Source organism: Diplocloster hominis (genome assembly GCF_032380655.1).
Classification (GTDB): Bacteria; Bacillota; Clostridia; order Lachnospirales; family Lachnospiraceae; genus Diplocloster; species Diplocloster hominis.
This window is the reverse complement of sequence record NZ_JAWDIY010000008.1, coordinates 89,983-102,204: the sequence shown is the minus strand read 5'-3', so window position 1 is coordinate 102,204 and position 12,222 is coordinate 89,983. Positions and strand designations below refer to the sequence as shown.

At 48.1% G+C, this 12,222-nt stretch carries 8 protein-coding genes; 1 reads left to right on the top strand and 7 read right to left on the bottom strand.

Translation table 11 applies throughout. From position 1 onward, the window contains the following. Window positions 1-7: 7 nt before the first annotated feature. Window positions 8-961, bottom strand: coding sequence for an ABC transporter permease (locus ABC831_RS09540; protein ID WP_343247914.1), 954 nt, complete (start codon window positions 959-961; stop codon window positions 8-10). Window positions 962-1,197: 236 nt separating this feature from the next. Between ABC831_RS09540 and ABC831_RS09535 the strand changes: the two genes are divergently transcribed. Continuing rightward, the gene (locus ABC831_RS09535; protein WP_343247913.1) at window positions 1,198-3,378 is read left to right on the top strand and encodes a helix-turn-helix transcriptional regulator; all 2,181 of its coding nucleotides are present in this window, start codon (window positions 1,198-1,200) and stop codon (window positions 3,376-3,378) included. Here the strand turns inward: ABC831_RS09535 and ABC831_RS09530 are convergent. From ABC831_RS09530 to ABC831_RS09505, 6 genes are all read right to left on the bottom strand, one after another. Further along, window positions 3,373-4,962, bottom strand: a complete 1,590-nt coding sequence (locus tag ABC831_RS09530) for a response regulator transcription factor (RefSeq protein WP_343247912.1) — start codon at window positions 4,960-4,962, stop codon at window positions 3,373-3,375. The two genes, ABC831_RS09535 and ABC831_RS09530, sit on opposite strands and share 6 nt — an antisense overlap. Next, window positions 4,947-6,725 carry a cache domain-containing sensor histidine kinase gene (locus ABC831_RS09525; RefSeq protein WP_343247911.1) on the bottom strand — a complete coding sequence of 593 codons (1,779 nt, stop codon included), beginning with the start codon at window positions 6,723-6,725 and terminating at the stop codon, window positions 4,947-4,949. The genes ABC831_RS09530 and ABC831_RS09525 overlap by 16 nt, the downstream gene beginning before the upstream one ends. A 183-nt stretch (window positions 6,726-6,908) precedes the next feature. Further along, a complete protein-coding gene (locus ABC831_RS09520) occupies window positions 6,909-8,990 on the bottom strand; it encodes a glycoside hydrolase family 36 protein (protein WP_343247910.1) in 2,082 nt (693 codons plus the stop codon). A 7-nt stretch (window positions 8,991-8,997) separates the two neighbouring features. Further along, complete coding sequence (locus tag ABC831_RS09515) at window positions 8,998-9,837, bottom strand: carbohydrate ABC transporter permease (RefSeq protein ID WP_343247909.1); 840 nt, start codon at window positions 9,835-9,837, stop codon at window positions 8,998-9,000. Further along, window positions 9,837-10,697 carry a carbohydrate ABC transporter permease gene (locus ABC831_RS09510; protein ID WP_343247908.1) on the bottom strand — a complete coding sequence of 287 codons (861 nt, stop codon included), beginning with the start codon at window positions 10,695-10,697 and terminating at the stop codon, window positions 9,837-9,839. Before ABC831_RS09510 ends, ABC831_RS09515 begins: the two co-directional genes overlap by 1 nt. Before the next feature lie 87 nt (window positions 10,698-10,784). Beyond that, window positions 10,785-12,140 (bottom strand): ABC transporter substrate-binding protein, encoded by a 1,356-nt coding sequence (locus tag ABC831_RS09505; protein ID WP_343247907.1) that lies wholly within the window; start codon window positions 12,138-12,140, stop codon window positions 10,785-10,787. Between the last annotated feature and the right edge of the window lie 82 nt (window positions 12,141-12,222).

Here is a 12,222-nt window from a genome sequence, read left to right as displayed (position 1 = left end):
TCCCCTCCTAAAACAGTGCGTTGTCCGGGTCTTTTCTGCGCACGATCCAGTTGGCGGTAAATACCATCAGGAAGCCGACAATGGACTGTACAAAACCTGCCGCAGATGCCAGACCTACCTGTCCGGTCACCCGGAACGCCCGGAATACATAGGTATCAATCACATCAGTTGTGGAAAATAGCGCGCCGTTTTGCATGGGCAGATTTAAAAACATGCCAAAATCGGCAAATAGTATTTTTCCGATCTGAAGCAGTACCATAACAGTAATCAGCGGCTTCAGCAGCGGCAGGGAAATATATCTGATCTGCTGCCATTTTGTAGCGCCGTCGATGGATGCCGCTTCATAATATTCCGAGTCTATGCCCATCAGCCCCGCATAATAGATGACCGTATAATAACCGCCGTTTTTCCATACAAACGCCAGCACCATGATAAACGGCCAGTATTGGGCCTGTGCGTACCACATAATTTTCTCCTGGCCGATCAGGCCCAGAAAATTATTGACAATCCCCAGATCCATGTTCAGGAACGCGTACAACATATAGCTGGCCACTACCCAGGATAAAAAGTACGGAAAAAACATAACGGTCTGCACGCATTTAATGAATCCTCTGTGCTTGATCTCATTGAGCATCAGTGCAAATGTGACCGATATAAACAGAACCGTCACGATAAAGAGCAAGTTCAGTCCGATCGTGTTTCTGATAATACGGAACGCGTCCTGGGATGTAAAAAGGAACTCGAAATTCTTGAAACCCACAAATTCATTTTCCCAGATTTTTCTGTCGACCCTGAAATTCTGAAAGGCAATTCCTAATCCCAGCATCGGCAGATAATTATATAGTAATATAATCACTGCGGCGGGCAGGGTCATCAGCAGCAGTTGTATCTGACTGCGGCCTGCCCTCTTTCTTTTACCGCCTTTCCATGCTGTCAAAGTTTTCGTTTTCTCTTGTTTCATCCATCTATCATCCTCCCGCTTCGTCTTATAGGTACAGGATAATCCCCGCCGCTCCCATTTGTATACTGGACATATCTGATAACGCCGGAATTTACACTGCACTTTTTGATCACGGTTTAAAATGTCAGAATAATACATTATTCCGGACAAACCACTTATGCTATACTTATTAACAGGGAATGGCAGGCAGCGCCCTGGTTTTCGGACAGTCTCATGGGGGGAAAGGAAGATCTGATTTGAATAAGAAAAAAGAAAAATACAAGAAGAAAATATTTACTACTTTGGTCATTATCTGGATGTGTTTTCTGTTCGTTTCCTTTTTTATCACCTATTATATAACGGACAAAGCGACACGCGATAATTTTTATGAACAGAATGAGAAAACGCTGGAAAGCATCCAGCTTTTGGCTGAGAACAGCAATACGATGATCAAAAACATGTCAAACTCTATCACTATTAACCTGAATACAAAACTTATCATGTACGCCAAAGAGGATACCAGGCTGTACGAGATTCAGCGGTATATGGATAAGCTGCAGAATTCTCTGCTGGGTTTTAACTATCTGCATTCCTTTTCCATATATAATCCCACTACAGAACAGTTATACAATTCTTATATCTCCACTCTGACAAAGGATGATGTGGGCCTTGCGCTTCTCCGGGAAAAGGTCCCGATCGGGAGTCCCGTTTTCAGGGATATCTATGACAATTATGGGAATAAGCAGCGTGTGATTTCCTATTTCTACTATTCGAATTACTTCGAACCCTTAGACGGCGAATGCGTGATCGTGAATGTGGACCCGAAGATGTTCTTTTTGAACTCCGGCATGCTTCATTCCCTCTACATTCTGTCGGCCGATAACAAAGAACTGCTCTATCCGGGTCCCGACAGCAGTGTGCCATTTCCAGTGGATACAGCCAGGCTCGCGGATTCTGGCGCCGGGTATTATATCGCCTCTTCTGCGGACCACGGAAAATTGATTATTTTATATTCGAAAAGTTCGGATTTGAACTGGACCTTTTTTGAGACTGTTCCGTACAGTGAGATTACCAAAAATGTGCTGCGGACGAATATCCAGATTATTATCATATTCTTTATCTCAGGTATCATAAGCTTTGTCCTGTCCATTTACCTTTCTGATAAACTGTATCAACCTGTAAAGCAGCTGTTGATCCAGCTTCCTTTCCGGGAAAAAGAATATGAAAGCGTGAAGGATGAATTTGAATATCTCAAGAAAATCTATAATCCTGCGAACACCGTAAAGCTGCAGTATATATTGAGTTCTCCGCCGGATGTGAGTGATCTGCGCGGCGAACCGAACGCTTCAGATTTCTGGCAGCAGAATCTAACGCACTTTGACTTCCAATCCGGCTTCCAGATCGCTCTGATCAAATGCCTGAACATAAAGCAGGACGATTCCTATGAGAGCGATTGTCAGTATGTCCAGTCCAACATCCGGACCCTATTTCCGGATTGCTGTATCGATATCTCCGGTCAGCTGACACTGCTCTTTCTGACTGGCTCCGGGGACAATGAAGGCATATTGGCCGGACTCATAGAGGATCTGAAGGCGCAGCAGTATTTTATAACGGCTGCTGTCACTCCCTTGCTTCCATCGCCGGATCTGATATCCGCAGGCATCGGCCAATTACGCAATATTATCAAGTATTCTTTCGTGGAAGATTGTTCTCTGTTAAAGACAAAAGAATACCTGGCCACCCCGAAAGTGACCGATTTTACCGAATTCATCGCCCTGTGTAACAAACTCTCCAAAGCCCTGGCAAAATCGGAAATCGAACAGGCCAATAATATCTTTCATAAAATAATCGCCATAACTGCCAAAATGGAATTTAGTTCCATACAGATATCGGTTTCCTACATAACTCAGATTTTCTCCGGCTGGATACAATCCGACATAGAAAATGCCAATTACATCAATATCGAAAAGTTCAGCTCTTCGCTGAGCCATTTTGTCAATGACAGCACTATTTTTAACTTTTACGCCTATTTTTCCAACTGTTTGAGACAGTTAGGCGGCCAGGAGGCATCCGTCCTGAATTCCTCCCCCAGACAGGTTGGCCTGGTAAACCAGCTCTGTGAATTTATCCAGCTGAATTATTCCAATCCCGACCTGAACGTTTCGATGATCGCGGATCACTTTAAATTATCAACCGGACATATCAGCCGTCTGTTCAAAACGGGAATGCAGGTTACCATCAGCACCTATATTGTCAATTATCGGTTAGAAAAAGCTGCACAGCTGATTAAGTATGATTCTTCCATTAATATAGAGACGGTATCGTCTGCTGTGGGTATAGAGAATACGAATTACTTTTTCCGGCTGTTTAAAAAAACTTACGGTGTTACTCCCAGGCAGTTTTATAAATTAAATGAAAAAGCGGATACGGGTCTATAAGGCATTCTTCCGGACATCCATAGGCTTCTGCCCCGTTACCTTTTTAAACACGATATAAAAATAATTATAACTGGCAAACCCCACTTTCTCCGCCAGCTCGATCCCTTTATAATTTGTCGATACCAGCAGCTTTTCCGCTTTCCGTATCCGGAACGTGTTCAGGTAATCGATAAAGTTACTGCCAGTCTCCTTCTTAAAAAGCTTCCCCAGATAAGCGGTACTGATATGGAATTCATCAGCCAGATACTGGAGGGAGAGATCCTGGTCCGTATAATTGCTCTCAATATACTGGATCGAATCAAAGACCGGTTTGCTCCATGTTTTTTCCCGGCTCTTCTCTATCATTTCCATGACCTGGCCCAATATTTCAAGTATTTGGCTCTGTACCCCCTCGGGGGAGGTCTGAACCATAATTTTGCCCAGACTCCTGTTTTTCATGTCATAGATCTCATTCCGGTCAATAAATGCGTTTGCCGCCAGGCATTGAAAGGCCAGGACGCTTAATTCCAGGGCGCTGTTCTTCAGCACATAGATCTCCGCCAGAGGGTCCCGGCTGATCTGATCCAGAAACAGCTCCTTCACATAACTGCCCGCCAGCTCAAAACTGCCTTCCTTTATGATCTCTCTTAAGCGTTCGCCGTCAATTCTGACAGATCCCGGTGCTTTTTCGAAATATTCCTTGATCTCGTCGTAGTACAAGACGTTGCCGATGCCGAATATAAACCGGTACGACATGGTGTTCAACGCATTGATGTAGGACTCGTGCATCCTGCGGCTGCTGCCCGCCTGATTTCCCACAGATATGGTGACTTCCAGATCCATCTGCCGTTTTATCCCGCTGATGCATTTCCTCAGCAGTTGATTCAACTGGATATCCGCCGACCAGCCAAGATAGTCCTTAATGATCATACTCACCCGCCCGGAAGAGTCCGTAAACGCGATTCCCCTTCCTGACCCCATTAACATCTCTCCGCATATATTGCAGACCCCGAATATCTGCCCGGAGATATCATCCTCCTCGGCCCGGCTGCCATCCTGCTCGATCTCAACAGATGCCACGCCAAAAGGTCCCGCAGAAAAGTCCAGTTCCAGTAATTCCAGTTTCTCTTTCAGTTCCCTGGAAGAAATGGTCCCGGCAATCATCCGGTTCAGAACATTATTTTTCAGCAGCGCCAGATGTTCGTTATTCTCAAGCTTTGAGATAAGCCCATCTTCCAGGCTGTCGATGATCTCTTCTATGGTCCGGATGATTTCCTCTTTTCCGGAAGGCTTTAAGAGATAGTCAACCGCTCCGCATTTCATTGCCTGACGGACCAGCTCAAAATCATCATAGCCGCTTAATACGATAAATTTGCACTCGGGGTATCCCTGATGGAGTCTTTTCGCCAATTCCAGACCGTTCATAACCGGCATCTGGATGTCCAGCAAGATGATATCCGGGTGTTCTTCTTCTATGATTTCAAGCGCTTCCTGTCCATTCGTGGCTTCGCCGCAGATCGCAATCCCGTAATCCTGCCATGACAGCAGCCTCTTGATTCCTTCCCGGGTCTGTTTTTCGTCATCCACGATCAGTAATTTATACATCCGTCCTGCACATCCTTCTTTGTCAATATTGGAATGATCACTTTCACAGCGGTACCGACTCCTACGATACTTTTAATCATCAGTCCATATTCTTCGCCAAAAAGAAGCTTTAACCTGGCCTGAACGTTTTCGAGCCCGATACTGCTGAACTCATCCTGGGCTGCCTGCTGATATAATTTCTCATACATTTCCTGCAGGATATGCGGCTCAATCCCTTTGCCGTTGTCGAAGATGGTAATCTCCAGGCGTCTGCCTTCCTTTTCCCTGGCCACGATCCCGATCAGCCCCATGCCTTCCTTATCGGCAAGGGCATGTTTAATCACATTTTCCACCAGCGGCTGCAGGATCAGCTTCGGAATCACATCATCCAGATATTCATCCGGTACCCGGATATCTACATCCAGACGTTCTTCATACCGGTATTTCTGCAGTTTTAAGTAAGTGCCAATATATTCCAGCTCATCCTCCAGGGTGATAAACTTATCCGTTGTCCTGCTGCTCCAGCGGAACAGTTTTCCCAAAAGCACGATCATTTCCCCTGTCTTTTCATCATTTTCCGCCAGCGCCCTGGCCCGTATGCTGTCCAGAGTATTATACAGGAAATGGGGATCGATCTGCGTCTGAAGCGCGTTCAGTTCCGCGTTCTTGCGCTGGATCTCCGCCGCGTACACTTTTGAGATGTAGTCATTCAGCTTCTTGCACATCTCATTGAACGCCTGGCTGATGATGCCGATCTCATCTTTGGATTTGACCGGGATCTGCAAACTGAAATCCCCGGTCTGCAGCTGTTTCATGGAACGGATCAGGGTTTGGACCTGACGGTTGAAGATCCGGTATATGAGAAGGCATACGGTCATTGTAAATATGATGGCCACCGCCATAACCTTATAGATCTGATTTTTGATCTGCTGGATCTCTTTGATCAGATCCCGGGTGGAAAGAGTATACACCGCCTTCGCTTTGGAAGTCCCTATCTCTTTTGTCTTGACATACTGGTCTGTATCGGTCCAGGACTTCTGATCCGCCATTTTCCCCCATATCCCGTGGTTGGTGGAATACAGGATCTGTCCATGGCTGTTCACAAGCGTCAGTTCCCCGTCCATGGCCGTGTTCAGGGACGGGTCCTGTTTTTCGACCGCCTGCAGCGGCACGTTCATGATAAACAGCCCCACCAGTTCCTTTTTGGGAAATAGGGTGGAATCGAATATTTTACCCACAAATGAGAGGACAGGCTCCCTGTTCTTCAGGGTATAGGAGGAGGGATCGTCATAAATCATGCAGATCGTGTCCTCGGATTCCAGAAATTCTTCTATCGCAGGGTAATGGATGAAATCAAAGCTGGGCTTCACCGCCACGTAACCGTCTCCGGAAAAGGAATACACGATTCCATTCACGGAACTGATGATCACATCGCTGATATCAGGGTCGGCAGAAATGACGCCTTTGGAAAATACGCTCGTGATCTCAATGTTGTTGATCTGGTATCCGTCATCCGGATTCTGCACCGCCCTGGCAGTGATCTCTGAGATCGGTCCGCTGTGGATATAATTGTAAAGGCTGTATACCCTGTTGTATTTATCGTTACAGTAATTTACAAGCCTGTCCAGCTTCGCATCTCCCAGCATGATCTCTTTCTCTATCACTGTGTTGGAAAACCGTTCAATTATATAAGAGGAAGTCACGATGACGACGATTATGAGGATACACTCAAACAGAATGAGTATCTTCAGAAAAATGCCCGGATGCCTCAATTTTTCTTTCATTCTTCCGGCGCCCATATCGTTCCGCCTCCTGTTTTCATTCCCGTTTTCTAATCCCGTTGTTTATTCCCGTATTAATTATCGTTTTCCGCTCTTATTTTCTATTCTATTATAACGCCGATGTGATGCACTGGCAATCGGGTCGGGCCTATCCTTCTGCTATAAATCTTTCTGCTTTAAATCCTTCTACTGTACATCCTTCACTAAGTAAGCCGCCACGGCTTCATAGTCCTGTTCCAATTCCAACATCAGTCTGCCGTTCTCCAGTCTGATCCGGTGGTCCGTCTCCTCATAGGTCATTTTGATCCGGTATCCGGCGCCAACGGGCAGGCTGATCCTCTGCTGTGATGAGCCGGTGAACCGGTGAATCACACACAGCGCTTCCTCTTTGTCATCCGAATACCGGACGATCCCCTGCCATCCCTTAAGGAACCTTAAGCTTTTTTGTTTTGTTCCATAAAAACAGGTGTGTCCGTCACGTATGACAGGACTGACCGCCCGGTAGAATCCGATTCCCCTGTCTACCAGCTCCCATTGGGTTTTTGACAGCGCATACACATCTCCTGACAGGCACATGACCCCCAGAAAGGTATTTGCCATGGAATAAACGATCCTTTTTCCCGTATCGCCTGATCGCAGCACTGCCCATATCTGGCTTTGCCCCGGCGGAATCATCCGATGGACATTCGCCGCGATTACGGGAATCTCTTTTTCCTCATGCGCATCCGAAATGGAAACCATGTCGCACAGGCGGATCATGGAAGGCTCCATCCTGTGGCCTCCCGAGGCGCAGATTTCGATCACCAGATCCGGCAGTCTTTGCCGTATCTTTCTGAAAAATTCCTGGGTGGCCTGCATATTCTGACGCAGCCCCTCCCCCAGGCTTTCCGCCCCGTCACAGCCGATTCCAATGCTCTCGTTATAGTCTACTTTCAGATAACCGAATCCATATTTTTCCAGGAATCCAATTACCTTTTCCGACAGGTACTCCTGGGTCCATGGGTCCCGCATATCGAAGAAGCGGCGTCCCCCTGCCGTAATCACGTTTCCATTTCGTTTCAGCAGATGGTCTTCCAGCCAAAAGGCTTTGGAATCTTTCCCGCATATCTCCATCTCAAACCAGATCCCGGGAATAAAACCGGCGTCCCTGATTTGATCTGCCACAGTCATGAGACCGTCCGGGAAAAGTTCTTCGCAGACCTCCCAGTCACCCATATTGCTCTCCCAGCCCTTTACCGTATCCGCGTACCAGCCCGCGTCTATGACAAAATACCGGAAGGGCCGTTTACCCAGCACGTTCAGAATCCGGCTGATATTTTCCTGGGAAGGCTTTCCCCATGTGGTGCAGAATTCATTAAAGATGACCGGCAGTTCGCCGCCGTCTGCTATTTTCCACAGTTTCGTCAGTCTCTGGGAGGCGGTATCCACATCCCCCCGGCAGACAGTGACAGCAGCCGGAACCGTACGAAAGCTCTCCCCGGGCTTCAGCTCTTTTCGCCAGTGCCCAAAGTCATAGTCCGCGATGCCCCCTGACATACAAAGAGCCTCGTCCCTTCTGTAAAGCTCCATCTGCCAGCTTGAGGGACAGGCCAGACAGGCTGCCCAGACTGCCTTTCTCTTTTTATCTTCGACCGCCGCGAACGGATAATAACCGCGGACCGGAAGGGAGCCGGTCTGCCCGAATTTATCACTGTATACCCCGTGGCGCGACCAGGACGGTTCTAATAACAGTTCACCGGCCGTTCTCGACTCCAGCCGGCCTTCCGCACTCCATTTGCTCCGGATCTTATGGATTCTCAGACGGTCCGGCGCCTCATCTGCGGCGAACGGGGTGATCCCGCCCAGGGAAAAGCTGCTCAGCATCTCCAGGGTCACCGGTTTGCCGCCTGCGTTTGTGAACTCTGTCCAGATCCAGAAAGCGGGATCTTCGTCCCTGTATTCCAGTATATGTAAGATCCGGCTTCCCTGAGTGTCGCTAAGCGTCGTCGCTATGCGGACCCTTCCCTCCTTCTTCCAAGACTGCTGCCCGCTATATTTCATCTGGCTGACTGATTCACTGTTTCGCATGGTCATCCCGTTGGCAAACCCATAGGGGTACGCGTCCCCCTCCTTTTTCCACTGTACCAGCGGATCTGTCCGGCCCTTTCTGCCTTCTTCCACGAACCGCTCCATGGCGGCCGGGTATAGCTCCATTCCCGCCTGCCCTTCTTCATCCAGTACATATCTGACCAGCATATCACCCAGCCGGAATTCTGATATTTTATCCATATAAGTATCATCCTTTCAGCGCGCCGGCGGTCAATCCCTCGATGAACTGTCTCTGGGCCAGCAGATAAGCGATCACAATGGGCAGCGTAGCGAACATGACATAAGCGAACACACTCCCCCAGTCGGAGGCATACGGGCCGATCGCCGTGTAGATTCCCACGGTTATGGTTTTGATCTGGCCGATCAGCAGGGGGGTGAGGAAATCATTCCACATGGACAGCCCGATAAAAATAGCCACGGTTGTCGTGCATGGTTTTACTAACGGAAAGATAACGGAAGTAAATATTTTCAACTGCCCCGCGCCATCGATAATAGCCGCCTCCTCCAGTTCTACCGGCGTCGATTTGATAAAGCCCTGGTACATAAATACGGAAAAGGAGATACTGCCCGACACAAATACCATAATCAGCCCCGGCAGGTTGCCGATCAGCCCCACTCCCTTGAAGATGGATACCAGCGGGACGTAGACGATCGCGTAGGGAACCATCAGTCCCAGCAGGAAATAGATATAAAGTCCCTGCGATATTTTGGTTTTCATTCTCGCCAGATAATACCCCGCCAGAGCAGAGACCAGAATGCACAGGACCGCCCCAAAAATGGTAATGCACAACGAATTGAAGTACATCTCCCCCAGATTGACATTCGGGTTTTTTACCACCTTAATTATATTATCCAGGATCGGCGGAAGCGGAAACGACATGGGCGAGGAGGATATCTCCTTCGTGCTCTTGAATATGTTAATCAGCGTGATGTACAGCGGGGTGGCGAAAATCACCGCCAGTATTACCAGGAACAGTTTCAGGACGATGCCGGAAACATTTTTCTTTCTGCTTTCTCTATTCATCATCAGGACACCTCCAGTTTCTTCGATAGCTGGATCTGTAAAATCGAGACAGCGGCGATGATAAGAAACAGAAATACGGCGATGGCGGAGGAATATCCCAGCATATTATTTCCAAAGGCCTGGGTTACGATGTTATAGGTAACGGTCTCCGTAGAATATCCGGGCCCTCCGTTTGTAATTACCTTGACGATATCGTACTGTTTCATTTCGGTCATGATACTCATAATCACGGAAATCGTGATGCCGGGAATGATCATCGGAATCGTGATAAAGCGGAACTGCTGCCAGCGGTTTCCTCCATCCATGATACATGCTTCGTACAGTTCCCGGGGAACGGTCTGAATGGAAGCCAGATACAGCACCATGTGGAAGCCGAGCATTCTCCAGATTTCAATGATACAGATGCTTCGAATCGCATTTTTCGCGTTTCCTATGTAGTCTGCCGCCAGATTGCCAAGCCCCACCATATCCAGCAGGGAATTCAGCACCCCTGTGTAAGAAAGGATCGCCAGCCAGATAAAGGAGATGGCCACGGTGCTGAGTACATAGGGAAGGAAGAAAATACTCCTGAATACATTGGTCAGCCGTTTCGCCTGATTCAGCAGCATTGCGATAAACAGCCCCAGGATATTGACGGAAGCGGCCACCACCACGGTAATTTTCAAGGTAACAAATATGGCATTTCTAAGCCGCTGATCCGACAGCATGGCCGCATAGTTCTTAAGCCCCACGGTATGATAAGCCGCGCTGATCCCGTTCCAGTCCGTGAAGCTTAACAAAAACGCTCCGGCGATCGGTATAATCATCAGTACCGTATAGATCAAAAAAGCGGGCACTGTGAATAAGATTGATTTTTTCTTCATACAGATTCTCTCCTAAAATGATTTAGAGTACAAACTCAATATTCGATTTTGTACTCTAAATCTTTCTGAATTATCTAATTAAACTGCTTACTTCTGTGCTCCCAGCCTCTGCATTTCGGCATCCCATGTGGATAACTCGGTGTCCACATCCGCTCCTGTGAAGATATTCTGAAGAGATTTCAAGGTAAAATCTTCGAATCCGGTAGGGAATGCATCATCGCCGACTAACTTCATCGCTTCCGGAACAAGTTCGTAGCCTTCCAGATTTTTGATGAATTCCGTCTGTACCGGTCCCATCTCATAGGTTACAGGTGTTTTGGTGACGGAGAAGGTTCCGTCTGCCTGCAGATAATACTTGTAAATATCCGGGTTACCGCCCAGCACATATTCGCAGAACTGAAACGCTGCTTCTTTGTTCTTACAGGTTTCCGCCACTCCCCAATACTGAGGCATCGTGCAGTATGTCTTGGCTCCGGAAGGAGTCGGCATCATAAAGGTGCCAAAATCATCTGCGGAATACTCGCTGCTGTTATCGATCGTAGGCGCGCTCCAGGCACCGTCCATGAACATGGCCGCGCTGCCGCTCATAAATTCAGAGGTGGCCTGTGTATTGCTGAATGACATAGAGCCTTTGTGGTAATATTTGCTCAGGGTCTGCCAGCTCTTTAAAGTATCGGACAGAACCTTGTCGGTCCAGGATAATTTGCCGTCCAGGATATCCCGGTTAAAGTTAGGATATGCGGAATACAGTTCGGAATTCACGACACCGGTCCAGTATCCGAAGGCAGTTGCCCAGATATCGGAAGCGCCTACACCCATCAGCGGGGTGTACCCCTTTGCCTGCAGTTTGTCGCATGCAGCTGTGAATTCATCCCAGGTCTTAGGTGTCTGTGTGATGCCGGCGTCCGCAAACTGTGCTTTGTTATAGTAGACCTGTGTACGGTAAGCCTTGTAGGCGGGAACCAGGGTCTTTTTCCCGTCGAAGGATACCACCGAGCTGTCTTCATATTTCGCCAGGAGTTCTTCCGGAACTTCCGCGTAGACACCATCCGTACTGGCCAGATCCACCGGGTCGATGTTGATGTCCGGCATGTTGCCGGCGGACAGCATCGTCTTTAAGAACTGGGGTCTGGAATCCCCGGTCATCAACACTTTTTCGATCTTAATCCCGGGATTGTCGGCTTCAAACGCGTCAATGATGTGCTGCCACACTTCCGCCGTGTAGTTGTCCGTTTCAAACACGGCCCAGGTCAGTGTGATATCCCCTTCAGAATCTTCCTGATCCGCTGCGGCCTGAGGCTTCGCCGTCTCCTGCTGGCTGGCCGGCGCGCTGGTTTGCGCAGCCCCGGAAGTGTCCTCCCCGGCCTTTTTGTCCCCGCATCCGGTAATCATTGTGGCCGCCATTGCCACACAAAGAAGCATGCTCACTAATTTTTTCTTCATTTACTTATCCTCCTTATTTTTTTATATCAAGTATCCGTTTTGATTTCCCACCATATTCAGATTCATACAGATACTTTCCATC